We start from the raw sequence: 23,976 nt of genomic DNA on the forward strand, positions 1-23,976 counted from the left end.
TTTCTAGCGCCTTTATTGTTTTTTAAATGACTTCTTCTTCCAATTTTTTTTCAATTGTTATGTAATCTATTTTTCCTGAAGGCAAAACAGGGATCTTGCTGCCTGGAAAAATCTGTTGCGGAATTAACAATTCAGAATAGCTTAATTCTTTAATTTTTTTGATAAAGGTAGTTTTATCTGCTTTCTCTGCTTCGCTAAATAATACAATCTGCTCCCCTTTTCTTTCACACTTTTTACTAACCGCTGCATGTAACAATTCGGGCCAAATAGATGCGGCGACACTTTCTACTGCAGTAAGGGAAATCATTTCACCAGCAATTTTAGCAAAACGTTTCGCTCTGCCAGCTATAGTAATAAATCGTTCTTCATCCATCGTTACAATATCACCAGTGTCATGCCAGCCACTTTCTGAGATAACAATTGCGCCTGGTTTCTCTGAGGAGAGGTAACCTATCATAATATTAGGGCCACGTACAATGAGTCGCCCTCCTTGAGCAATTCCATCCACCGACTGAATTTTACTTTCCATGGATGGGAGTAACATCCCTACACTGTCAGGCTTATAGGCTAAAGGACAATTCATAGAAATCACTGGGGCGGCCTCAGTTGCACCATACCCTTCATAAATTTTCACCCCAAAAGTATCTATCCAATGACGCATTGTCTCTGGCTTAACTTTCTCAGCTCCTGCAAAAATATAACGCACACTACTAAAATCATGTCTTTCTGCTGCTCGAGAGTAACCTGTTAAAAAAGTATCCGTACTCAACATAATAGTAGCTCCAGTTTGATACACTAATCCTGGGATTATTTTATAATGTAAGGGGGACGGATAAAAAAAACAGTTAATTCCTTGTATTAATGGAAGAATAGCTCCTGTAGTTAGCCCAAAACAATGAAAAATGGGTAACGCGTCAAAAAATTTATCCCGATAAGAAAAATCAACTCTTGAGGTTAGCTGACAGCAATTAGCCAATAAGCTAGCATGAGATAAAACCACCCCTTAGAAACCCCCTCCGAACCAGAGGTAAATAAAATCACGCCAGGATCTGTTGGAGAAACTACTTCACCAATTAATTTATAAGCCCAGGAAGGAAATTTCCCCTTAAGCAACCCTGAAAGTTTGTGGCTTAATTTAATGGAAGATTTAAAATCCTCTAAAAAATAAATAACGATCCCTTCTTTCTGTAAATTTTCCACTAAATCTTCTAACTTTGCTGTAGCAATGAATTGTCTTGCTGTATAAATCGTTTTGATTTGCGCAGCCTTACACGTAGAAATCAAATTATAAAAGCCTAAACTAAAATTAAGCATGCCAGGAATACGTCGATATGCATGTAATGCAAAAAAAGTGACCATGCCGGCTATTGTTGTAGGCAACATTATTCCCACATGCTCTCCTACTTGCGTTTGATTTTTAATCTGACGGCCTAAAATAAAACAACGAGCAAGAAATTGCTTAAACGTTATAGGTGTACGATTAGCATCCTCAATTTTTGCTCTATTCTTAGTGCCTAATGCTGCTCCATGGATTAGAGCTTTGAATAAAGGCATAGGTTGGAAACTATTTGCAAATGTAAGCTCACTAATCAAATGAAATAAACGAAGACTTATTGTATTTCTATCAACAAAATTATGTTTCTCTTCCACATAGGACAAAGGAGGCAACACATGCAAAATAATTTTAGGACACAAACGTATGAGATGTTTGTCTTTGCTTATAGAAAAAATACTGTATTGAGCGCCATCAATGCGAATCGGAATAACGGATGCGCCTGCTTTTTGCAATACGAGGCCTGGACTATCAAAAACCTTCAAACTCTCTTCATCTGATTTAACTCCCTGTGGAAAAATCACACAACGCTTCCCCTCTCGTATTGCTTTTATTAAAGCTCGAGCCGCAAAAGCATTTGTTGCATCAATTGCAATCACATCTGCAAAAAGAAGCATCATTTTCCACCAAAACTTACTGGAAGTATGTGGTGATAAAGCAACCGTTACACGTTCAGGTAAAAAAGCGGCAAGTAAAAGCAAGTCAATTGTTGAAGTTCTATTGGCAATTATAACGGAGTTAGATTCAGGTTGATAATTCCCTCGCAACTCCACTTTAAACCAGTACGCCAAAATTGCTTTTATCCAATGACGAATTCGTTGTTTTTGTCTTTCCTTCCACGTAACATATTCCATGTCTTAGTGCTCATGTAAAATTCGCTTTTGGTTATCCCCAACCAAAATTGCGGCGTATTTAATAAAAATTGTAGAATTCTAATTACCTGGTTTCGCTTTTTTTGATGCGATTATGTCATCAAATTTTTAAATCCTAAATTGTACTTCCAACACTCAAAGAAGAAGTGAATTGATCAAGCAAAGGATGATCAATTGCGAAAATCATATCATCTAAAGAATAAGCTGGACGAATCCCTTGTAAAGAGTTAACCAGAAAAACCACATCAGCATCTTTTAACATTGATTTTGTCAAAGAGACCTCAATACAATTAATATTGAGTTGTTCGGATAATTTGAAAATTCGTGCACGAGTAATACCAGGAAGAACTCCATCGGTTAAGGGAGGCGTCAGTAAACAATGTTTTTGAATCATGAATAAATTAGCGCAAGTAGTCTCAGTAACATGGTGTTGTAAATTAAAAAACAAAGCATCATCGGCACCCAAATCAATTGCATAACGACGAGCAAGTATCGCTTCTAGATAATTGACTGATTTCACTTGAAACACAGGATTAGCAGCATCCCGTAACCAAGGAACACTAACTAGTTTTAGGGGATGAGTTTCTACTGTATAATTAAAGGTTTGCAGCACCAATTGACTAATCTGTCCACGTACTGCTAACCCTCGAGGCGCGGAGCCACCACTTAAAATTGCTTTTATACCCCCATGGTATAAATTATCGCTTTTAATTTTATGAAGCAGATGCTCCAACCAATGTTCAAAAGTGAGATCAAACGGAATGCCCAGTTTTTGAGCAGACTCACTTAATCGTTGCCAATGTAAATATGCAAAGCACGGCTTGCCACTCTCTACTTTAAGAGTTTCAAATAAGCCCTCTCCCAAAAAGATGCGATCATCTGTTGGAAAGGCAAGGTTGTTTTCCCCTCCGTCGGAGAGTACCCGTGTTCGTATCATTAACGCACTTAAAAGAAATTACCCGTTACATTGACTATTTATGCTTCAATTGAATTAATAGTCTCCAAAATCATCCAATTCATCACGCAAACGTTTTTCATCTAACATATTTTCCAAACGTCTACGTGCATCCAAACCATGAGGAACCGTTTCAATAACCTCTGCATCTATATCTAAATCATTATCTAAATCGAAATCCTCATCAACCTCTACCACACTATCTTCATCTTCTTCAAACAAATCACTCATACCCATCTCTCAATGAACTCAACTGCAAGCTACATTATATCCGAATGCTGGATTATAAAAACTAGGACGGCTATATACCTTATTTTTATATTTTTGCCTAGCCTTTTTAAAAAAATTTAGCAATCATTTGATGTTTGAGAGTGACAAATTTCTAAGAATATTTCAAGACCTTGAAGTTTGGCCACAAAAAAACGATAATTCAAAATAAATCGGATGATCTAACTTTTCTTAAGAAGAACAATACGCTACCTGTATGACAAACTCAGTCAAAAAAGCTTTAAGAGACACGATGAAACAAATACGTTCTAAGCTCACAGCATCGTATCGTCTAACCGCTTCAAATCAAATCTGTACTCGAATTCGCTCGTTAGAACAGTATCGAGATGCCCAAAGAGTTGCATTTTATTTTGCAGCGCACGGCGAAATTGACTTAGATGAGCTTTGGAAAAGCGCTTGTTCACAAGGTAAGCTCTGCTATTTTCCTGTCATTAATGAAGATAATTTAACTCTTTCTTTTTTACCCGCCTCACCCGATACTCCTTTCAAAAAGAATCGCTACGGAATTAATGAGCCCGATGTCAGCCACACTTTAGCCCTCCCTTTAGAAGAATTAAATTTGGCTTTAATTCCTATAGTCGCTTTTGATGTACGTTGCGTCCGCATCGGGATGGGTGCGGGTTACTATGATCGTACTTTTAAAAACAATGAGCATTGCCCACTATTTGGTGTCGCGTACCAATTTCAACGGGTTGATCATATTGATCCTGAACCTTGGGATATTCCACTCAATGCAGTAATTACCCAGCGTGCTATTTATTGGCATGGAGGGTAAATTTAATCTTTGATTTTCCTCATTTTTAGGTTAAAGCATCTGCATTTATTTCTCCAGTACGTACCCGTACCACTTGTTGCAATTCATATACAAAAATTTTTCCATCACCAATCTTACCGGTATAAGCCGATTTGCAAATAGCTTCAATTGCAGCTTCTACCATATCATCAGGTAAAGCTAATTCAATTTTAATTTTGGGCAAAAAATCAACAACATATTCTGCTCCACGATATAATTCTGTATGTCCTTTTTGTCTTCCAAAACCTCGAGTTTCAGAAATAGTGATTCCTGGAACCCCTATTTCCATTAGCGCTTCATGAACATCATCGAGTTTAAAAGGTTTAATTATTGCCATAATCATTTTCATAATATATTCCGCCGTGATATATCATGTCTCATCAAAAAAACCCTATTTTAGGAGAGACAAGGTATTATACTTTTGTTAGACTGATTGCAAAAACCATGGAGTAATCATGTTCGACCCCAAACAATTTGATGACTTAGCAAAAAAACTCTTTGCCGCACTTCCTTCAAGTCTACAAAATATTGAAAAAGACATTCAACAAAAATTTAAAGAAGTTTTGCAATCTGCATTTGCTCATATGGATCTTATCACCCGCGAAGAATTTGATGTACAAACCAAAGTCTTAGCACGAACACGAGATAAACTAGATCAACTTCAAAAACAAGTGGATGTGTTAATGACCCAACTCAATAAAGAAAAAAAATAAGCCCCCATTTAAACTAATAGGAATTCGAACGTTATTCCATAAAATGCTCCGCACTGATATGGTAAAAGAGTTCGATATAAGCATCATTTTATTTTTTATATCGAACTGACATTAAATTACAACGGCAATAGGAAGTTTTGTCGTTTGACTCGTCCAACATCGATAGGAAATTAGATGAATCTTGCATTTACTAAAACACGTAGCACTATAGGTATGTTAGCGCATCCCGTGTCCGTAGAAGTCCACTTATCAAATGGTTTGCCTGGATTTACCATAGTGGGACTCGCAGAAACTGCTGTCAAAGAAAGTAAGGATAGAGTACGCTCTGCTATCGTTAATAGCCAATTCGAGTTCCCTTGTCGTAAAATTACAGTGAATCTTGGGCCTGCTGATTTACCTAAAACAGGAAGCGGTTTCGATTTACCGATAGCTCTTGGTATTCTTGCAGCTTCCCAGCAAATTCCCCAAGACCAATTAATTAATCATGAATTCATTGCTGAGCTCGCCTTAAATGGAGAACTTAGAGGTATTTCATCTATTATTCCTGCGATTCTTGCTGCTCATAAAGAGAAAAGTTTACTCATTATTGCCAGCGCCAATGCCCATGAGGCCTCTTTAACTGGGTATCAAAATATCTATAGCGCAAATAATTTGCGCGAAATATGCAGCTATCTTTGTCAAAAAACCCCGTTGTCCTCCCTCCCTCCAAAGCCAGAGTCTTACACTACAGAGTATGGATTGGATTGGTCTGACATTAAAGGCCAGTTGCATGCAAAAAAGGCGATGGAAATCGCTGCGTGTGGAGGACACAATATTTTACTCAGTGGTGCTCCTGGAAGTGGCAAGAGCATGTTAGCAAAACGATTTATTACTTTATTACCCCAATTATCTGAAACAGAAGCACTCGAATGTGTCGCGATTAATTCTCTACGTGGTAAATTGCCTGATTTTCGTGAATGGCGCTCTCCTCCTTTCCGGGCTCCTCATCATACGGCATCAACAGTCTCCTTAGTTGGTGGTGGAAATCCACCTAAACCAGGAGAAATTTCTTTAGCACATCAAGGCGTATTATTTCTCGATGAATTACCTGAATTCCATCGACAAGTTTTAGAAACATTGAGACAACCTCTAGAGTCAGGCTCAATATGTATTTCCCGGGCTGCAGTCCAAATGGAGTTTCCAGCTAAATTCCAGCTCATTGCAGCAATGAATCCCTGTCCATGTGGCCAATGGGGTAATCCTCATGCAAACTGCTTATGTACTCCGGATCGTATTAAACGCTATCATGCCAAGATCTCAGCACCTTTGATGGATAGAATTGACATGCATATTTCTGTACAAGCACTATCTCGAGAAGAATTAGTTGCTCCCAATAATAATTCTTATAAACAAAGTGACTTAATTAGAGAAAACGTAATCAAAATAAGAGCAACGCAATTGCAACGGCAAAATTGCCTTAATGCCTTTTTAAATGCAAGAGAATGTGAAGAGGTCTGTCGTTCGGGAACAGAGGAACAACATTTTTTAAGTCAAGCGATGATGCGACTTAAACTGTCTGCAAGAGGATATCATCGTTTACTTAAAGTAGCTCGAACGATTGCAGATATAGAAGACAGCGCTTCGGTATGTCTCCATCATTTACAACAAGCCATCTCGTTTAAGCATAATTTACATGTTAAATGAGCAAAATAAGCAAACAGCCTAGTCGTGATTTTCTATTGAGCAGGTATTGTAATGCGTTTATCCTGTCACTAAATATAAATCCAGCTTTAATAAACGCATTACAAAACAAATCGTAGGGATAAACAAGCCAAACGCCAAGATAATAACAAGTACAGGCATAAAATGATTCTGCATTCCATGCTCTTGGATTTCATTATTGCCATAGATTATTTTTCTTTTTCCTAAAAAATAAATTAAAAATAATAATCCATAAAAATAGCTCGAAAAAAAACTCATCCGCCCCCAAAGATTAGACATATCTTGAGTTTTTACATAATCCATAGGAAAATTAACTAGAAAAAAGCATAAGAACCAAAAAAGTATCATTTTAATATCTTTGCTATTCAAAGCAACAAACCAAGTTAAAATGAGAGGTAAAATTAGTAGAGGGAAATAATAAACCCAACCCAACGGACTCAAAAACAACATCATTGCCAAAGTAAGGCAAAACGGTTGATGATTTACTGGATCAGACTCGTTAGCACCTAGTGCTTTTAAGTACCAAACAATTAAAATGAAAAAACAAAACACATAAAGCATCTTGATGAATAGTAGATGGTATTCACTCCCAGAATAGTGCAATAACCGGCAAATAAAACCATAAATCGAAGCATTCCAACCATCACCATACCAAAAAACCCCAGACATCATAAAATAATATTGCTTATAAATTGTTACACCATACACCAACAAAGGAATTAGCCATGCGATAATCAAGGTAATCATCATCACACCCAATACCTTAAATCGTTTTTGTTTTAAGACATAAAAAAATAACAATGCAGGAAAAAGCTTCATCGCAATAATCATTCCCCAGAAAATTCCCGCTAAACAATCACGATGATGTAAATAAAAATAATACCCCACCATGATGAAAAAAAATAATAAAGTTCCTAATTGCAAGGTAGTAACATTCATGAGCGTGGCAAAAAATGCAAAATAAAGTAGAGATACATTCAAATAATTGTTTCGCAAAAACACCGTAGAAAATGCATAATGAAAAACAATGACTGCACCGAGAAATCCTAAAATTAAAGAAATAGCCGACCAAACTAATAAAGCAGTAGAATAACTAAGGTAAGCTAACGGATTAAAAAGCCATAAAACTATTGGTGGATTTAAATTAGCAGATAATTGATTGTTTGTCGGTAGATAAGTAGCAGTTAAATCTTTATAAGGATTTTCTCCTTGTAATAACGCGTGAACCGTTGAATAGAAAGAAGAAAAATCTAATTTTTGATGATGGGTTAAAATAAAATAAAGCAATATGCAGTAAATACTGAGTAAGGCTATGCTAAAACATCCTTGTTGATAACGATGGCTCGTCATTTCTATCTTCCTGATTCAAACCACATCCAGTAAATGCAAATGATTAAACTACGCAATCAAAGCATCAAAAATCGCCATACGTACAAACACCCCATTAGTAACCTGTTGTAAAATAAAGGAGCTTGCACCATCAGCGACTTCACTCTCTATTTCTATGCCACGATTTATTGGGCCAGGGTGCATTACCATCACATCAGGTTTCGCATAATCCAATCGGTCTTTTGTTAAGGTAAAATCACGCCTAAAAGAATCTAAATCCAAATGATCCGATTCTAATAAACGTTCACGTTGTACACGTAAACAAATTACTACATCTGCATCAGTTAAACCATCGTGCAGGTTACTTGTCACTCGACCATAATGCAATGTCTTGGGTTGCCAAAGCTCTGGAGCAACGAAAACAAGCTCACCTACTCCCAATTGTGCACAAATACATTGAAATGAATTTGCTACTCGTGAATGTTTAATATTTCCTAAAATCGCTATTTTTAATTGATCCAAGCGCGGTTTTTGTTCCATAATCGTCATCATATCAAGCAAAGCTTGGCTTGGATGTGCATGCGTACCATCACCCGCATTAATGATATGAATCGAATTACCGATTTTATCGGCTAAATTTTGTTGTAATCCTTCTTGCTCATGCCGAATCACAAAAAATTGAATTCCCATTGCCGCAAGTGTACGCACGGTATCCTCAATGACTTCCCCTTTCGTTTCAGAAGAACTTTGAAGATCCAAGTTAACAACAGGTATTGATAAACGATTAGCAGCCAACTCAAAACTCACTCGAGTCCGAGTACTGTTTTCATAAAATAAATGGGCCACCGTGCTGGAACCATAGAAAGGATAATTTTTATGACGCTTAAAATAAATCGAGCGTTGCAAAATGGATTCAATTTGTTGTCGTGATAATTGACTAATTTCTAGAAAATGATTCATAAAACCCTAAGCTATTCTTTAGAATGTATCTCACAAGATGAAACGAATACAAATCACTTTAATTTACCCTACGTCTCATCTTATTAAAGACACATCCTGGAAAGTTATTCTGGATGTTGTAACCATTGCTCAAGTATAACACAAGCCGCTACACTATCCACCTCAGATTGCTTGATTTTACGATACCCACCTTGTGCGAACAATTGCTCTCGAGCAGCAACTGTTGAAAGTCGTTCATCAACCAAATGGACAGGGAGGACAAAACGCCTGTGTAATTCTTGAGCAAATCGACGAGCTGGAACAGTTGTATATAGTTCACTGCCATCAATGCATGTTGGTATGCCAACTACTAATGCTTGAGGGGACCACTGCGCAATAACTTTAGCAACGGCATTCCAATCCGGCACGCCTGCACGAGCATTAAGCGTTGCTAAAGGTGAAGCACTGCATGTGAGTTGCTGACCTACAGCAACACCAATTCGTTTATAACCAAAATCAAAACCTAAATAAACAGAACTAGGCATGACCAATATTCGAACTAAGTTGATTCATTTTGATTCCTAAAGTTGACCCTGCATATTCCCAACGATCTTCAAAGGGTATCTCATACAGAATCTCTGAACGATAAGGACAAACCAACCAAGTATTCTCTAAGATTTCTTTTTCTAATTGATGTTCTACCCATCCTGCATAACCTAAAGTGATTAAAACTTCTTTTGGACCCTTGTCTTCAGCAATGGCACGAATAATATCATTTGATGTCGTTACCGTCACTTCTTCTTGCAAAAACAAACTGGATCGCCAAGTACCTAACTGTTTATGAATGACAAAGCCTCTTTCTGGCTGAACTGGACCCCCAAACATTAACGGTAAACGACTTTGTTCTGAATGTATCGGCTCAATATGTAACTGCTCAAAAACTATAGACAAAGGAAATTGCATGGGGCGATTAATAATGAGACCAACCGAACCCTGTTCATGATGCTCGCAAATATAAATCACAGTTCTTTCAAAGTTCGGATCATTGAGAGACGGCATAGCAATCAACAAGTGATTAGCCAAGGAGCTTATAATTGCCATGGACCCTCCCGAAAAAGTAATTTTTACTTATTTGTCTCTTATTTTAAGTATATACTATAAACAGATTTGATTGCTTTTAATTCATAATTTTTAAAAACTGAACTTTACGTCAGATAGTGCTTGTTTTGCAAAAAAATCTTTGAACTTAAGTTCAACAGTTTTGTTCCTGTAAAAGTTTGGGTATACTTCACAAAAATTTGCTTAAGAGACTCAATATCATGAGCAGCATATTTAATATGTTTGGTCCTTCACCAATAAGGCCTATAGAACAACACATGCGTAAAGTTCACCAATGCGCAAAACAACTCTACCCTTTTTTTGAGGCCGTTTTAAAAAAAGATTGGGCAACAGCGGATAAAATTAAAGAAAAAATTCTTGATTTCGAAAAAGAAGCTGATTTAATTAAGCGTGATTTACGTCTTCATTTGCCTACTGGGCTTTTCCTTCCCGTTTCACGAACGGATCTGCTTGAGCTTCTCAGTGCCCAAGATCTCATCGCCAATAAAACGGAGGACATCGCGATTTTAATCACCAGCAGGAAAATGACCATCCCCGAATCTTTGGTCCCTGATTTCATGCCTTTTTTAAACCGCTGTCTCGATGCATCAAAACAAGCGTGTAAAGCAATTAATGAGCTAGACGAATTATTAGAAACAGGTTTCAGAGGTTCTGAGGTTAAAATCGTCGAAGAAATGATTTTGAAACTCTATGAAATTGAACATGATAGCGATGCACGACTTGCAGAACTAAGGCATCGTATTTTTGAAATCGAAAAAGATTTATCAGCCATTGATACAATTTTTCTATATAAATTGGTCCAGTGGATTGATGATTTAGCTGATGATGCCCAACATGTAGGCAGTCGTCTCCAGATTTTAATTGCCCGGTAGTCAAACTCTATGGATTATTCAATCGTATATCTTCTTGCAGCAGTTATTTTATGTTTTCTAATGACTTGGGGCGTTGGTGCTAATGACTTAGCGAATGTCATGAGTACTACTATGGGATCTAAAGCAGTTACGGTCAGACAAGCCATGTTGATCGCCATCATTTTTGAATTTGCCGGTGCTTTTTTGGGAGGGACAGGTGTCACAGAAACAATGCGCGATGGAATTATAAACTCCAGCCAATTATCCGGAGAACCATTAATTCTTATCGAGGGCATGCTTGGTGTTTTATTAGCCTGTACCATCTGGATGAATCTGGCAAGTTATCTGGGATTTCCTGTTTCCATTACTAATGCCTTAGTAGGCTCAATGGTAGGTTTTGGAGCTGTAGTATTAGGGCCTCAAGCAATTCATTGGAACCAAGTCAGCAGGATAGCCATCAGTTGGGTTACTTCCCCAATGATTTCAGGGGTTACTGCCTTCATGTTATTTACAAGTATTCAGCAAACCATCTTTGTCAAAAGCAACCCACTCACTAAAGCTAAATTATATATCCCCATTTATCTTTTTCTTATTGGTTCTATTTTGTCATTTATTACTGTATTTAAAGGATTGAATCACTTTCATATTCACCTTAATTTTAAACAAAATTTAGCAGTTACCTTAGCAACCAGTATCATCATTACTGCTATTGGGATAATCATTATCAAGCGAATTCCCGAGCCTCATCGAATAAGACGTCGAGAACGCTTTATACAAGTTGAAAAATATTTTGCGGTGCTTATGGCAATGACAGCCTGTGCTATGGCTTTTGCTCATGGCTCAAATGATGTTGCACTTGCCGTGGGCCCGCTCTCAATTATCCACAGCCTAGTCATGAGTTCACCCGAAGTTTTTAATGCTAATAATTACCCTGCTTGGATTATATTATTAGGTTGTGTCGGAGTGGTCACGGGCCTTCTTATGTATGGCAGAAAAGTAATTGAAACTGTGGGAAGTGGCATAACCGCACTCACCCCTAGCCGAGCATTTGCTGCAACTCTTTCTGCAGCAACAACAGTTGTAGTGGCTACAAGTACGGGCATTCCGGTTTCAGCAACACAAACTTTAGTTGGAGCAGTTCTTGGAGTGGGATTAGCACGCGGTATTGGTGCTTTGAATTTAATTGTTATTCGTAATATTTTTATGTCTTGGATATTGACCTTACCGGCAGCCTCTATTTTAACAATTTTATCTTACAAGTTATTACACGCATTCCTTGGATAAATAACCAAGCTAGAAGAATATTAGGGGCAACCTAAGGGATTAGGTTTTCATATTATAGAGATCCTGTCGCCTAGAAAAATAGCTGTCACTTAGTCACAGTTAAAAATCTTGATAGAAAGCAGGAAATTTGCGTTAGAGTTGAAAAAAGGCTCTCAAAGCTCAGCATAGGCAGCTGTGTGGGTATTTAGAGCGCTTTTTCAAGTTATGCAGTAGAAGATTCAGACTAAAGTATAGAGTTTAATCTCAATTACTATCGTCGCATAGAAAATCATGGACGATTAAAATTCTTCCCAAATTTCGCCTTTTTCATCTTTGTAATCTTTATTATCACGCATCAAAAAAATACGCTTATGTTTGTTAATTTCTTTAAGTTGTGATGCTGATTTAGAATGCGTGGCATCAAATTCAAATAAAAATTTATCATAAGGACTAACATAAGCTTTATCTATATCATTTGAGTTCATAACAAATCCAGAGTAACTTTAATTTTATTAAGGTATTTTATAGCTTTTTTATCTAAGTTACCATTACCCTATAAAAAGCAATTTAAGTTTTGTTCGCAAGCTAAAGACATCAACCCTATGTTTGCTTTGAATTTTTTATACACTACAGCGATGATTATTGTGTTCACGAAAATATTCAAAAAAAATTACCTCTCAACTTGTTCCGCTTGCTTAATCCAAACTTAATTGTTTTTTTAGGATTATTCCATTTAAAAAGATAAGAGGCAGCAACATGAGTTTAAAAAAAGCAGAGTTACATGTTCATTTAGAAGGCACTATTACTCCTGAATTAGCGACAAAACTAGCGAAACGAAATCAATTAATTTTGCCTGAAGGACTTGTCGCTCCTGATGGGAAAAGCTATTTATCCAAGGACTTTCTCGACTTTTTAAAAGTTTACGATACCTTAGCTGCGGTAATAAAACATCCTCAAGATTATTATGACATTACTTTCGATTACTTAAGATCTCGTGCTCAAGAGGATGCTATCTATGTAGAAATGATGTACTCTCCTGACCATGCCGAACTTTCCAGTAAAATACCTTCTGCGGAGCACTTAACAGCAATTCAACAAGCAATTGACGATGCTAAAGAACAATTCAATATTGTAGGACGTATTATCGTTACAGCGGTTCGTCATTTTGGTGTAGAAGCCGTAGAGCGGGTTGCGCAACAAACACATAAAGATAAATTTCCCTGTGTAACTGGTTTTGGTTTAGGAGGAGATGAAGCGAAATTTCCACCCAAATTATTCACTAAAGCCTATCAAATTGCAGCTGACGCTGGATTACAGTGTACAGTACATGCTGGGGAATTTGCTTCCGCAGCTGGGATGGATGAAGCAATGGATTATCTTCCCATTCAACGCATAGGGCATGGAGTTAATTCAATCTACTCACCAAATACTATGGCAAGAGTCAGGGATAAAGGAATTACTTTAGAAATCTGCCCAAGCAGCAATATCTTTCTAGGTCTTTTTAAAAATATGAGCGAACATCCTTTTCCTAAGTTTTATGAGGCAGGAATTAAGATCAGCATCAGCTCAGATGACCCCCCGTTCATGAGTACAACGCTAGGCCACGAATATAACCGCGTACAAAATTCTTATAATTATGATGATCAAACAATGAATTCAATTACACGAATGGCGATAGAGGCTGCTTTTGTTGACTCCAAAACAAAATCAGAGTTACTTGCAAGGATTTAAGGAAGTATAAGTTCTATAGGGTCTGTTGACAGCTCATCGTCATCGGGGGGAGCAACCGTCAACAGGCTCTATAAAAATAATCAAATTTTATATCGAACCGCTTTTATATTAGATTGCATTAATCTCGATGCAGCTCGCCCATAAGCTGTTCAATATAACGCCTGCAAGTAAGTGGGTGATGTAAAAAGTTAATAATGCGACGAGTACCGCCTGTACCTGTAATACAAACCAGACCGTAACTTAAAAGACTCCCTAAGATTGATTGACGTATATCAATCGCTTCTATCTTGCTTAATGGTATATCAATCGTTTGCCTGACTATAACTCCTGTACGAATAATGACATGATTTTTTTAATCGTAAGAGATGAAAAATAATAAGTCATCCATGTCATTCCAGTCCATAATAAAGCCAAAGCAGCTGCTCCATATCCTGCTTTTTCTAACATAACGAGATCAGTATTATGAACAATTGCTAAAGCAACACATAAGCTGAGTACAGGCCAAAAAAATATAATCCAATGCATACGGGTAAAAAAGATAATATCATTAGGATTGTTATTATTCTGCTTTTCAAACATTAGTTTCCACCTATGGTCCTGAGTGTTTTGCTAAAAATTATGATATTCCATTTAACATGAATTTGCTATTCTATACTTATCTTATTAAAAATTTCCAAATGAAAATGCGTTCTATAAGTCACTGCCTCAACAAACAACTTGCCGAAATTTGCCAACGCTCTTTTCAACTAGAAGAACTGTCTCATAGAGTAAAACAATTACTCCCAGAAAATTTAGTTACAGAATGTTATGTTGGAAGCTTTAATAAAGGTTGCTTAGTGCTCACTACTACCAATGCTGTATGGGCAACACAGTTGCGTTATATCCTACCAGAATTACGTGATCGGTTGCGTAAAGAAGCGGGTATATATCAACTGTCTTCAATTAAAATAACCGTCACCACACCAACTTTTCAACATGAAAAACCAATTCAACATCAAAAAAATGCATTATCAGAGAAGGCTAAAGCTACAATTGTTCATGAAAGCCAGCAGTGTACTTATGAGCCATTACAAAAAGCTTTATTGCGCTTAGCAGATCATGAGAGTAGTCAAACGAGCTAGACTACTCACTTTAAAACAGTTGCCCAATATTTTGCTCACACTATAAAGAGCGCTATTATAATAACAGGATTGAAACACCAGCATCATGGATTGATTTTATTTTGTGGTTATAGATAAAAAAGCAGGAAGCCATAATACTTATATCTCAACAAAGCTGGCTTTATTTAGCTGTACTCATTAGTTTTTTTAAGGCAATAAAATAAAAAAATAACTAAAAAATATACAAAAAGTGGTTTAATAAAAACATTGAAGATAAAAATCATTTGTAAAAATATACTGTTTGAATGCCATAACATTTTATAGAAGGTTAATGTATCTAATGGCTGATAGTTTTTTACATATAACAGCAGTGCTACTTGCTTAATAATAAAAAAACTAAGTATGGCGCAGAGAAAAGCAATTATATGCCTTATTGAATAAACAACATCAAACCATACCTTGCTTTTCATTAAGCTTCCTCGCCATGAAGGTTGAGGCAAATCCCTATTTATTTCACGAATACTCAGACTATGTAGCAATGTGCAAAGAATTGCATAGCGGTTAGGTAATCGCGTTAACTTGTTTCTACGAGAGCCATTTCAAATCGTCGTGATACCCACTCGACACCAAGATAAGTGAAACAGTCTTGTAAATAATCAGCTAATTCGTCTTCTTCCATGACATGCTCAAAACCGATGGGCTCTATATCATGATGAAAGTAGGCCCCAAAATAATGTATAGAAAAAGCTACATAATCGCGAGTATGTAAAATAAATGCATGCCATAGTTCATCAAGAAGTAGTAAAGGACCAAAAAGATAGGTTTTTTTACCCAGTTTTGCTCTTTGATTGTTTAACCACATCCAAGACAATAAATCAGTAAATAACTCATTTACCTCTTGCACAGTAAGCTCAGGACGGTGATAACAAAAATACGTTACAACCGTCTTATTTTGATAAAGTAATATATCCGGTAATTCTATGTTATTAGCCACAACATGTTTTCTTCGAACTTGGCTTTTGAGTAACATATCGCACAATACGGCAAATCATTTCTTCTTTAGTCATTATTCTCTCCTAAAAAGTTAATATTCAACCAGATTGTAATTCATTTACTGAAATGAAACATTAGAACATTCACTTTATTACTTACCAAATCACACAACGGTTTTTATTAGCCATAGGACTATTATTAGAGATATGAAACGCTTCTTGGAATTGAGGAATATTAGCTAAACTTCCATTCACTCTGTATTGAGCAGGAGGATGTGGATCGGTAGTAATTTGATTTCTTAATTGCTGCGGTCTGATATTCATTGCCCAAACATGCGCTGTTGCTAAAAAAAACTGTTGATCAGGGGTCATACCAGCCAGTGTGGGGGCATTTTTATATTCCTTTGAATGTTGGAATGCTCTATAAGCCAAAATGATACCGCCTAAATCAGCAGTAGCTTCTCCAACAACCAATTTTCCTTGTACATGTAAATCATCGACAGCATAATTCGAATATTGATTTACAATGCATTGGGTCGCAGCCTGGAACTTTGCCAAGTCACTAGGTGTCCACCAATTTTTTAAATTGCCATAACCATCAAATTGTGCCCCTTGATCATCAAATCCATGAGTCATTTCATGTCCCATAACAAAACCAATCGCTCCATAATTCACTGCTGCTGGGGCATTAGGGGAAAAAAATGGAGGTTGCAGAATTCCGGCTGGAATATTCAGATTATTCATTGAAGGATCATAATAGGCATTAATAGTTTGAGGAGTCATTGCCCACTCGGTTCTGTCTATAGGCTTTCCTATTTTATTAAGGTCACGATTTGTTAAAAACTCATTCGCTCTAATAACATTTAATACATAAGGTCCCCGATTCACTTCTAGCTTAGAATAATCCCACCATTTAGAAGGATATCCTACTCGCTCTTCCATTAAATCCAATTTTTTCAAAGCAGCTTCGCGTGTGGCTGGGGTCATCCATGATAAAGTATTAATGTCTTCTTTCAATACGGTACGAATATTCTTAAGTATGTCCAAAGCTTGCTTTTTATCTTCTGGAGAAAAATATTTATCCACGTACATCTTACCAATAGCGAATCCTAAAGCAGCATTTTCTGTAGCTACAACTCGCTTCCATCTCGGTAATATTTTTTCTGCTCCAGTAAGCACAGAAACCATTTTAAAGTTTTGATCCACAAAAGGTTTTGATAAATAAGAAGCAAAAGAATCAATCAAGTGCCAACGTAAATACGTCTTCCAGTCTTCCAAAGAAATTGTAGTTAATTGTTTATTCATATCTTTGAAGAACACAGGCATTGCCATATTAACACTCTTCAGATTATCTAGCCCCATAGCTGTAAAATATGCAGGCCAAGAAAAGCTTGGGGTCAATTGTGCTAATTGATCCAGATCCATAATATGATAAATGGCATGAGGGTCACGTTGTTCCACTTGAGACATAGAAACTTTGGCCATTTGCGTTTCTAGTCTCATTACTGTCTTAGCTTCAACTGTTGCTTTATCTGGGGCATCCCCTAATAATTCAAACATCTTAGCCATATGATTCACATATGCATCACGAATTTGTTTAAATTTAGTGTTATCTTTTAAATAATAATCACGATCGGGTAAACCTAAACCTCCTTGCACTAAAGCCGCTATCATTTCACTACTATTTTTAAAATCTTGCATACTTCCAAAATCAAAAAAAACATCAACACCTATTTGGTGTAAATGAGCTATTTCATTTTGTAGATCAGTTAGGCTTTTCAAATTCGTAATGCGATCAAATTCAGGCTGTAAAGGCTTAATCCCTAGTTGATTGATGCTTTTTTCATCCATACCACTGTAATAGAAATCGCCAACTTTTTGCTCAATGCTACCTGGCTTAGCCTTGGTATCTTTAGCTGCATTAATGAGCATTTGATGGATAATATTCTGGACTTTCTCACTGATAATATTAAAACTTCCCCAACTGGAATAATCAGGGGGGATAGGATTGTTTTTTTGCCAGGTGCCATTAGCATAAGAATAAAAATCTTGGCTGGGTGAGATATTGGTATCTGACCAATTCATATGAAGCGCTTCTTCAGCAGCGCCTGTTTGAGGTTCAGTACTTGCAGCAAAAATCGATGAATTACATACCAAAGCAAAAATAAGACCCATATTAAGTCTCATGACAGAACCTCCTTTGTAACCGACCCTATTACGCCTCAATAGGATAAAATTCTGCTTGCAGTGCAGGAAGATACTCCTCTGTATCAAAATAAGTATATTCCCAAGCATCTTTTCTGACCATCAATTCTCGTAATAATCTATTATTTAGTTCATGACCTGATTTATAGCCCTCGAAAGCTCCGATTAGACTAGAACCTAACAAATACAGATCACCAATTGCATCCAAAACTTTATGAGAAACAAACTCTGATTCAAATCGAAGTCCATCATCATTAAGAACACGATAATCATCAACTACTATGGCATTATCTAAACTACCGCCCTTAGCCAAATCACATTCCCTTAATTTTTCATAATCAGAGAGGAACCCAAAAGTCCGTGCACGACATACTTCTTTAACATACGAAGTCGCGGAGAAATCAAAACTCACTGTTTGCGGCTTATCATTAAAAGCTGGATGATCAAAATCTATAGTAAAAGTAATTTTATAACCATTGTAGGGATAGAACTGAACGAATTTTCCATTATCTTCCACACGAATTGGCTTCAGGATGCGAATGTATTTTTTAGGAGCACTTTGCTCACGAATACCTGCTGATTGAATCAAAAAAACAAAAGGCGCCGCACTACCATCCATAATAGGTAGTTCTGGTCCATTTACATCAATATAAGCATTATCGATGCCTAAACCTGCTAAAGCGGAAAGCAAATGCTCAACAGTTGCAATCTTAATTGGGCCTTGATGTAAAGTGGTACATAACATTGTATCCCCAACATGCTCAAAAGATGCTGGAATTTCAACCACAGGTTCAAGATCCACTCGTCTAAAAACGATACCTGTATTCACTGGAGCTGGTCTCAAGGTTAAGAGCACTTTTTCGCCAGAATGCAATCCTACCCCTGTTGCTTGGATCACTTTTTTAGGAGTTCTTTGTTTTGTCATTCAGTGCTCACCTTGTTCCTCATAATATCAGATTTTTTATTTATTTACTTTGCGCGCAAAACTTCGCGATCCTATCAATATTTTACAACTTAGTCTAATTATTTTTGTATCAAAGACTTAAATTTCCTTCTCCTATAACTGGAGAAGGAATTCAAAATTATACCTCTTCTTGGCGACGCAAAAATGCAGGAATATCTAAATAATCTACATCAGGAACATTATCACTATTTTGCTTTACCGCGGAAGATACATTTGCCTGAGCCTGTTTGCGAACTACAGCGGGTCTATCGAATTGTTGATAATCTAATGAACCATCACTTCGTGTGGTTTCAAGTAAACGAGCACGATGCGATTGTTGTGGTTGTACTTGTTGATGACGTTGTCTTGTATCACCTAAACCTGTCACAATAACCGTAACACGCATTTCATCGGTCATTTCAGGATCAATTACCGTTCCTACTACTACGGTCGCATCATCAGAAATAAACTCTTTAACCACATCACCTACTTCCTCGAACTCACCAATTGACATGTCAAGGCCTGCAGTGATATTGACAAGGATGCCTCGAGCACCAGAAAAATTCACATCCTCCAGTAATGGAGAGGCGATAGCCGCTTCGGCTGCTTGGCGTGCTCGTTGCTCACCTACAGCACTCCCTGTACCCATCATTGCCATACCCATTTCTGACATTACAGTACGTACGTCTGCAAAATCCACATTGATTAAACCTGGGCGAGTAATTAAATCAGATATCCCTTTTACCGCACCAAGTAAAACATTGTTCGCTGCTTTAAACGCATTAAGGAGACTGATATTTTTGCCAAGAACACTCAGTAATTTGTTGTTAGGTATCGTGATCAGTGAATCAACATGCTCTGCGAGACGGCGTATTCCTTCTTCAGCAGCCAATGCGCGTTGTTTGCCTTCAAAGGAGAAAGGTTTGGTCACTACAGCAACAGTTAATATTCCCAATTCTTTAGCAATTTCTGCAAAGACAGGTGCCGCACCTGTTCCAGTGCCTCCGCCCATTCCTGCCGTGATGAACACCATATCCGCACCACTTAAAATTTCACGGATAAGGTCTCTATCTTCTTCTGCCGCTTCTCGACCGATTTGTGGATTTGCGCCTGCACCCAAACCTTTAGTAAGTTCATCACCTAGTTGAATATGTATTTTTGCATTAGACCCTTTTAATGCCTGCGCATCAGTATTAGCACAAATGAATTCAACGCCATCAATATTCTCTGCGACCATATGTTCAACGGCATTACCACCGCCACCACCTACACCAACGACCTTAATTACAGCATTATTGGTATAATGTTGGCTTTCCATTAATTCAAACATAACCCCGCTCCCCTCATATGTTTATTCTTTATCTAATCCAGCAGTAACGACTATAATGAAATATCTGCTGATTTAATTTAAAACCTATTTTGTTATCTAAAAATTGCCTTGGAACCATTCCTTCATACGTGCCCACAAACTGCGAGTACTATCATTCATCGCAGGTACGCTGTAGTTTGATTCATACTGCTGTTGATAACCATGTAACAATAATCCTACCCCTGTAGCAAAAGAAGGGTTTTCGGTTGCTTCAGCCAAACCCGATACAGAATGTGCGAAACCTTTTCTTACAGGCATTTCAAAACAGAGTTCTGCAAGTTCAATACCTCCTCGTACATTTGCAGCACCGCCAGTAAGAACAATACCTGCTGCCATCCGATCCTCAAAACCACTGCGTCGTAATTCATTGCGAACCAAAGTAAACAACTCTTCATAACGTGCAGCAACCACATCAGATAGGGCCGTGGCTGAAATTTTTCGTCCTGGCCTATCATTTACACTGGTGACTTCCAACATTTGGTTTGCATTAGCTAATTCAGATAATGCGCAAGCATGATTCAACTTAATGGTTTCAGCTGCTTTAGTTGGTGTACGTAAAGCCATAGCAATATCGTTAGTGACTTGGTCTCCCGCAATAGGAATTACTGCGGTATGTTGAATTGCACCTTCAGAAAATATGGCTATATCTGTCGTTCCGCCACCAATATCAATGAGACACACACCTAAATCTTTCTCATCTTCAGTAAGGACTGCATGACTCGAAGCCAATTGCTCAAGGATAATATCATTCACTTCCAATCCGCATCGCCGCACACACTTGACTATATTTTGTGCAGCACTTACAAGACCAGTGACGATATGCACCCGCGACTCGAGCCTCACTCCAGACATTCCTATAGGCTCGCGAATACTGTTTTGGTGATCAATAATAAACTCTTGAGGTAAAACATGAAGTATTTTTTGATCTGCAGGAATTGCCACTGCTTTTGCAGCATCAATTACTCGTTCTACATCAGCCTGCGATACTTCTTTATCACGAATAGCCACAATCCCATGTGAATTCAAACTACGAATGTGACTTCCTGCGATACCTGCATAAACTGTCCGCACTTCGCATCCAGCCATGAGCTCTGCTTCTTGAACTGCTCGTTGTATGGAGTTTACAGTAGCCTCTATATCCACAACAACACCGCGTTTTAGACCGCGAGAGGGATGGCGACCTATTCCGATAATTTCTATTGCACCATCAGAGGTTACTTCACCAATTAATGCAATTACTTTTGAAGTTCCGATGTCCAATCCAGTGATAATATTTTTTTCTATTTTTTTTGCCATTATCGTTCCGTTTGTTGTTTCCACTGCACTGCCATACCACGTGGATAACGCAAGTCCACGCTTGCCAACTGCTCTATTTTTTCAGCAAATACCGCAGGATATGCTTTACAAAAACGAAGCAATCGCGCTTCAAGTTCTTTCTTTCCTAAATATATCTTGATTCCATTACCTAAAAGCAATACCCATGATTGGTTTTCGCTTAAATTTAGTCCAGCAGCCTTCACATCATACATTGATAATATCTTACTCAATTTTTTGTAAACTTGTAAGACGTCTACTTGTTGAGATACAGGACCTTTTAAGCGAGGGATATTTAGATCTTCAGGGACAGCATCTTCATTAAATAATCTGCCATCCTCTGTCATCAAAGCATTATTCCAAATCGCAACCGGTTTTTTCTCAACAAGTTTTATTTTTAAAGTATCAGGCCAAATACGCTCGACACTGGCACTATCCACCCAACCTATCGCATTTAATTCATGCTGTAATGAACTTACTGGAAAAGTAAAAAAACTATGAATCAAATATCTTGATAATATATTTTCCAATTCCTGATGAGTTACATGTTCGTAATTTGCAGAGACTTTAACCGTAGTAATTGGAAAACGCCCTGCATCCGACATATAATAATAACCCAAACGATAGGTCAAAAATATCGCACTCAAACTTAATACTAATAACCAACAAATATAACGCAAATTCCCGAAAACGACACTCCTATTTTTATCCATGACATTCATAGGTAATTGGTTACTAAATGTCTACGACAGTTCTGGTGCACCATCGCAATGCGAATCAGTTCATCAAGCAAATCAGGATACGATAAACCACTTGCCTGCCATAATTTTGGATACATACTAATCGAAGTAAATCCTGGTAATGTATTCACTTCATTAAAATAAATTGTCTCGGTTTTTTCATTAACAAAAAAATCAACTCGCGCCATACCCTTACATTTTAATCGAAGAAAAATATCTGCTGCTGCTTGCTTTAATTGTTCATACAAAGTGTGACTTAAAAGAGCAGGTATTATTAAATCAGTTTTTCCACTCTCTAAGTATTTTGCTGAGTAAGAATAAAAACCATCAGGATGATTTACTCGAATTTCACCCGCAAGACTCACTCTTGGTTTCCCTGCTGGAATGATACTCTCAAGAACGGATATTTCAATCTCTCTTCCCGACACAAATGCTTCGACTAAGATTTCTTCGTCATAACGTAGGGCATCCTCTACAGCATTGATGAGCTCAGCCATATTTTTTGCTTTATGTATGCCTACACTAGAGCCCATGGCACAAGGTTTAACAAATAAAGGCCAACCAAATTCTGTAGCGACTTCTTGACAAAAACGTTGTCTTTCAGATGCAGAGGTATGCCACGACAAAAGCTTATAATTCGCTGATTTTATTCCATTAACACAAGCGATACGTCTTGCCATATCTTTGTCCATACCAATGGCTGAAGAAAGCACATCACAACCGACATAAGCAACACCTGATAACTCAAGTACTCCTTGTAAACAGCCATCTTCATACAACGGTCCATGGACTACAGGAAATACAATATCAGCATCAACAGATAAGCGCCCATTGATAATTAAACCTGCTACAGGCTTTGATTTTTCAGTCACTACAGGAAGCTTTTCTTTACATGCCAATAAATCCTGGTATTGATGTTGATGCAACAATCCATCTTTATCCATAGCAATAGGAATAACATTATATTTTTTAGCATCTAAATGAGCTAAAACAGATGCAGCTGAAATCAGTGAAATTTCATGCTCTCCAGATTTACCACCATAAAGCAGGACTAAGTTGATAAGCTTAGACATTAATAATCTCCAATAATATGTACTTCGCGCACCAACTCAATTGTTGTCTGGTCACGAACTTTAGATTGTACTAAATGAATCAATCCTGCAATATCAGCCGCAATTGCCGAGCCTTGATGATTGATAATAAAATTGGCATGCTTTTGAGAAACTGCTGCCCCACCTATCGTGCATCCTTTCAAACCACAAGATTCAATCAATCGAGCTGCATAATAGCCTGAAGGATTTCTAAATACCGACCCACAGTTATATTCGTTTGTAAGCTGTGTATTTGCTCGATGGGCTAACAAATTATTATAAAGCAAGGTGCCTTGTAATTTAGCGGGAAGATTGCAATCATTCTCTATTGTGCT

Annotated in this window: 22 protein-coding genes and 3 pseudogenes; 7 read left to right on the forward strand and 18 right to left on the reverse strand. The window is 37.4% G+C overall.

What is annotated here, in order from left to right; genetic code table 11:
* Positions 1-22: 22 nt before the first annotated feature.
* The 3 genes and pseudogenes from EL220_RS14045 to EL220_RS14055 form a co-directional block, all read right to left on the reverse strand.
* Positions 23-2,187: pseudogene (locus EL220_RS14045) on the reverse strand (AMP-binding protein).
* A gap of 133 nt (positions 2,188-2,320) precedes the next feature.
* Complete coding sequence (locus EL220_RS14050; RefSeq protein ID WP_027269642.1) at positions 2,321-3,142, reverse strand: aminotransferase class IV; 822 nt, start codon at positions 3,140-3,142, stop codon at positions 2,321-2,323.
* A 54-nt stretch (positions 3,143-3,196) separates the two neighbouring features.
* Positions 3,197-3,391, reverse strand: a complete 195-nt coding sequence (locus EL220_RS14055; RefSeq protein ID WP_027269641.1) for a PA3496 family putative envelope integrity protein — start codon at positions 3,389-3,391, stop codon at positions 3,197-3,199.
* 253 nt (positions 3,392-3,644) lie between these two features.
* Here EL220_RS14055 and EL220_RS14060 point away from each other — a divergent pair, with 253 nt between their 5' ends.
* Positions 3,645-4,223 (forward strand): 5-formyltetrahydrofolate cyclo-ligase, encoded by a 579-nt coding sequence (locus EL220_RS14060; RefSeq protein WP_027269640.1) that lies wholly within the window; start codon positions 3,645-3,647, stop codon positions 4,221-4,223.
* 25 nt (positions 4,224-4,248) lie between these two features.
* Here the strand turns inward: EL220_RS14060 and EL220_RS14065 are convergent, their stop codons facing one another.
* The gene (locus tag EL220_RS14065; RefSeq protein WP_003635241.1) at positions 4,249-4,590 is read right to left on the reverse strand and encodes a P-II family nitrogen regulator; all 342 of its coding nucleotides are present in this window, start codon (positions 4,588-4,590) and stop codon (positions 4,249-4,251) included.
* Positions 4,591-4,696: 106 nt separating this feature from the next.
* Here EL220_RS14065 and ubiK point away from each other — a divergent pair, with 106 nt between their 5' ends.
* Entirely contained in the window at positions 4,697-4,954 is a 258-nt protein-coding gene (gene ubiK / locus EL220_RS14070; RefSeq protein ID WP_027269639.1) for a ubiquinone biosynthesis accessory factor UbiK, read from the forward strand.
* A gap of 174 nt (positions 4,955-5,128) precedes the next feature.
* A complete protein-coding gene (locus EL220_RS14075; protein WP_027269638.1) occupies positions 5,129-6,637 on the forward strand; it encodes a YifB family Mg chelatase-like AAA ATPase in 1,509 nt (502 codons plus the stop codon).
* Positions 6,638-6,694: 57 nt separating this feature from the next.
* Here EL220_RS14075 and EL220_RS14080 read toward each other — a convergent pair whose 3' ends face one another.
* The 4 genes from EL220_RS14080 to EL220_RS14095 all read right to left on the reverse strand — a co-directional run bounded on the left by EL220_RS14080 (position 6,695) and on the right by EL220_RS14095 (position 10,024).
* A complete protein-coding gene (locus EL220_RS14080; RefSeq protein ID WP_027269637.1) occupies positions 6,695-8,005 on the reverse strand; it encodes a glycosyltransferase family 87 protein in 1,311 nt (436 codons plus the stop codon).
* Between the two features lie 48 nt (positions 8,006-8,053).
* Positions 8,054-8,944, reverse strand: a complete 891-nt coding sequence (locus EL220_RS14085) for an aspartate carbamoyltransferase catalytic subunit (RefSeq protein WP_027269636.1) — start codon at positions 8,942-8,944, stop codon at positions 8,054-8,056.
* Positions 8,945-9,048: 104 nt separating this feature from the next.
* On the reverse strand, positions 9,049-9,468 hold the full coding sequence (ruvX, locus tag EL220_RS14090; RefSeq protein ID WP_027269635.1) for a Holliday junction resolvase RuvX: 420 nt from the start codon (positions 9,466-9,468) through the stop codon (positions 9,049-9,051).
* Entirely contained in the window at positions 9,461-10,024 is a 564-nt protein-coding gene (locus EL220_RS14095; RefSeq protein WP_027269634.1) for a YqgE/AlgH family protein, read from the reverse strand. Before EL220_RS14095 ends, ruvX begins: the two co-directional genes overlap by 8 nt.
* 218 nt (positions 10,025-10,242) lie before the next feature.
* Between EL220_RS14095 and EL220_RS14100 the strand changes: the two genes are divergently transcribed.
* Both EL220_RS14100 and EL220_RS14105 read left to right on the forward strand, forming a co-directional pair.
* Positions 10,243-10,914 carry a TIGR00153 family protein gene (locus EL220_RS14100; protein ID WP_035905553.1) on the forward strand — a complete coding sequence of 224 codons (672 nt, stop codon included), beginning with the start codon at positions 10,243-10,245 and terminating at the stop codon, positions 10,912-10,914.
* Between the two features lie 9 nt (positions 10,915-10,923).
* Positions 10,924-12,177 (forward strand): inorganic phosphate transporter, encoded by a 1,254-nt coding sequence (locus tag EL220_RS14105; protein ID WP_027269632.1) that lies wholly within the window; start codon positions 10,924-10,926, stop codon positions 12,175-12,177.
* Between the two features lie 278 nt (positions 12,178-12,455).
* Here EL220_RS14105 and EL220_RS14110 read toward each other — a convergent pair whose 3' ends face one another.
* Positions 12,456-12,641 carry a CBU_0585 family protein gene (locus tag EL220_RS14110; RefSeq protein ID WP_027269631.1) on the reverse strand — a complete coding sequence of 62 codons (186 nt, stop codon included), beginning with the start codon at positions 12,639-12,641 and terminating at the stop codon, positions 12,456-12,458.
* Between the two features lie 271 nt (positions 12,642-12,912).
* On the opposite strand from EL220_RS14110, the gene EL220_RS14115 reads away from it, so the two are divergent.
* Positions 12,913-13,887, forward strand: coding sequence for an adenosine deaminase (locus tag EL220_RS14115; RefSeq protein ID WP_027269630.1), 975 nt, complete (start codon positions 12,913-12,915; stop codon positions 13,885-13,887).
* 118 nt (positions 13,888-14,005) lie between these two features.
* Here the strand turns inward: EL220_RS14115 and EL220_RS14120 are convergent.
* A pseudogene (locus EL220_RS14120) lies at positions 14,006-14,466 on the reverse strand (PH domain-containing protein).
* 104 nt (positions 14,467-14,570) lie between these two features.
* On the opposite strand from EL220_RS14120, the gene EL220_RS14125 reads away from it, so the two are divergent.
* A complete protein-coding gene (locus EL220_RS14125; RefSeq protein ID WP_027269628.1) occupies positions 14,571-15,008 on the forward strand; it encodes a DciA family protein in 438 nt (145 codons plus the stop codon).
* A gap of 553 nt (positions 15,009-15,561) precedes the next feature.
* On the opposite strand, the gene EL220_RS14135 is transcribed toward EL220_RS14125, so the two are convergent.
* The 8 genes and pseudogenes from EL220_RS14135 to EL220_RS14170 all read right to left on the reverse strand — a co-directional run.
* On the reverse strand, positions 15,562-16,017 hold the full coding sequence (locus tag EL220_RS14135; protein ID WP_051544685.1) for a glycine-rich domain-containing protein: 456 nt from the start codon (positions 16,015-16,017) through the stop codon (positions 15,562-15,564).
* A gap of 118 nt (positions 16,018-16,135) precedes the next feature.
* The gene (locus EL220_RS14140; protein ID WP_027269625.1) at positions 16,136-18,166 is read right to left on the reverse strand and encodes a M13 family metallopeptidase; all 2,031 of its coding nucleotides are present in this window, start codon (positions 18,164-18,166) and stop codon (positions 16,136-16,138) included.
* Between the two features lie 28 nt (positions 18,167-18,194).
* Positions 18,195-19,109, reverse strand: coding sequence for a UDP-3-O-acyl-N-acetylglucosamine deacetylase (gene lpxC / locus EL220_RS14145; RefSeq protein ID WP_027269624.1), 915 nt, complete (start codon positions 19,107-19,109; stop codon positions 18,195-18,197).
* Positions 19,110-19,266: 157 nt separating this feature from the next.
* Positions 19,267-20,457, reverse strand: coding sequence for a cell division protein FtsZ (gene ftsZ / locus EL220_RS14150; RefSeq protein WP_027269623.1), 1,191 nt, complete (start codon positions 20,455-20,457; stop codon positions 19,267-19,269).
* Between the two features lie 96 nt (positions 20,458-20,553).
* Positions 20,554-21,792, reverse strand: coding sequence for a cell division protein FtsA (ftsA, locus tag EL220_RS14155; protein WP_027269622.1), 1,239 nt, complete (start codon positions 21,790-21,792; stop codon positions 20,554-20,556).
* A complete protein-coding gene (locus EL220_RS14160; RefSeq protein WP_027269621.1) occupies positions 21,792-22,523 on the reverse strand; it encodes a cell division protein FtsQ/DivIB in 732 nt (243 codons plus the stop codon). The genes ftsA and EL220_RS14160 overlap by 1 nt, the downstream gene beginning before the upstream one ends.
* Before the next feature lie 5 nt (positions 22,524-22,528).
* The gene (locus tag EL220_RS14165; RefSeq protein WP_027269620.1) at positions 22,529-23,623 is read right to left on the reverse strand and encodes a D-alanine--D-alanine ligase family protein; all 1,095 of its coding nucleotides are present in this window, start codon (positions 23,621-23,623) and stop codon (positions 22,529-22,531) included.
* Positions 23,623-23,925: pseudogene (locus tag EL220_RS14170) on the reverse strand (UDP-N-acetylmuramate dehydrogenase); the annotation flags it as partial. The pseudogene EL220_RS14170 and the gene EL220_RS14165, both read right to left, overlap by 1 nt.
* Positions 23,926-23,976 lie beyond the last annotated feature (51 nt).

It is taken from the genome of Legionella sainthelensi (genome assembly GCF_900637685.1).
Taxonomy (GTDB): Bacteria; Pseudomonadota; Gammaproteobacteria; order Legionellales; family Legionellaceae; genus Legionella; species Legionella sainthelensi.

Bases quoted from the DNA above. Each gene is read 5' to 3' on its own strand.
- ubiK (WP_027269639.1), top strand. From the start codon at position 4,697: ATGTTCGACCCCAAACAATTTGATGACTTAGCAAAAAAACTCTTTGCC.
- EL220_RS14160 (WP_027269621.1), bottom strand. From the start codon at position 22,523: ATGGATAAAAATAGGAGTGTCGTTTTCGGGAATTTGCGTTATATTTGT.
- EL220_RS14165 (WP_027269620.1), bottom strand. From the start codon at position 23,623: ATGTCTAAGCTTATCAACTTAGTCCTGCTTTATGGTGGTAAATCTGGA.
- EL220_RS14135 (WP_051544685.1), bottom strand. From the start codon at position 16,017: ATGTTACTCAAAAGCCAAGTTCGAAGAAAACATGTTGTGGCTAATAAC.
- ruvX (WP_027269635.1), bottom strand. From the start codon at position 9,468: ATGCCTAGTTCTGTTTATTTAGGTTTTGATTTTGGTTATAAACGAATT.
- lpxC (WP_027269624.1), bottom strand. From the start codon at position 19,109: ATGACAAAACAAAGAACTCCTAAAAAAGTGATCCAAGCAACAGGGGTA.
- EL220_RS14060 (WP_027269640.1), top strand. From the start codon at position 3,645: ATGACAAACTCAGTCAAAAAAGCTTTAAGAGACACGATGAAACAAATA.
- EL220_RS14115 (WP_027269630.1), top strand. From the start codon at position 12,913: ATGAGTTTAAAAAAAGCAGAGTTACATGTTCATTTAGAAGGCACTATT.
- ftsZ (WP_027269623.1), bottom strand. From the start codon at position 20,457: ATGTTTGAATTAATGGAAAGCCAACATTATACCAATAATGCTGTAATT.
- EL220_RS14100 (WP_035905553.1), top strand. From the start codon at position 10,243: ATGAGCAGCATATTTAATATGTTTGGTCCTTCACCAATAAGGCCTATA.
- EL220_RS14055 (WP_027269641.1), bottom strand. From the start codon at position 3,391: ATGAGTGATTTGTTTGAAGAAGATGAAGATAGTGTGGTAGAGGTTGAT.
- EL220_RS14140 (WP_027269625.1), bottom strand. From the start codon at position 18,166: ATGAGACTTAATATGGGTCTTATTTTTGCTTTGGTATGTAATTCATCG.
- ftsA (WP_027269622.1), bottom strand. From the start codon at position 21,792: ATGGCAAAAAAAATAGAAAAAAATATTATCACTGGATTGGACATCGGA.
- EL220_RS14075 (WP_027269638.1), top strand. From the start codon at position 5,129: ATGAATCTTGCATTTACTAAAACACGTAGCACTATAGGTATGTTAGCG.
- EL220_RS14095 (WP_027269634.1), bottom strand. From the start codon at position 10,024: ATGGCAATTATAAGCTCCTTGGCTAATCACTTGTTGATTGCTATGCCG.
- EL220_RS14110 (WP_027269631.1), bottom strand. From the start codon at position 12,641: ATGAACTCAAATGATATAGATAAAGCTTATGTTAGTCCTTATGATAAA.
- EL220_RS14125 (WP_027269628.1), top strand. From the start codon at position 14,571: ATGCGTTCTATAAGTCACTGCCTCAACAAACAACTTGCCGAAATTTGC.
- EL220_RS14065 (WP_003635241.1), bottom strand. From the start codon at position 4,590: ATGAAAATGATTATGGCAATAATTAAACCTTTTAAACTCGATGATGTT.
- EL220_RS14050 (WP_027269642.1), bottom strand. From the start codon at position 3,142: ATGATACGAACACGGGTACTCTCCGACGGAGGGGAAAACAACCTTGCC.
- EL220_RS14105 (WP_027269632.1), top strand. From the start codon at position 10,924: ATGGATTATTCAATCGTATATCTTCTTGCAGCAGTTATTTTATGTTTT.
- EL220_RS14085 (WP_027269636.1), bottom strand. From the start codon at position 8,944: ATGAATCATTTTCTAGAAATTAGTCAATTATCACGACAACAAATTGAA.
- EL220_RS14080 (WP_027269637.1), bottom strand. From the start codon at position 8,005: ATGACGAGCCATCGTTATCAACAAGGATGTTTTAGCATAGCCTTACTC.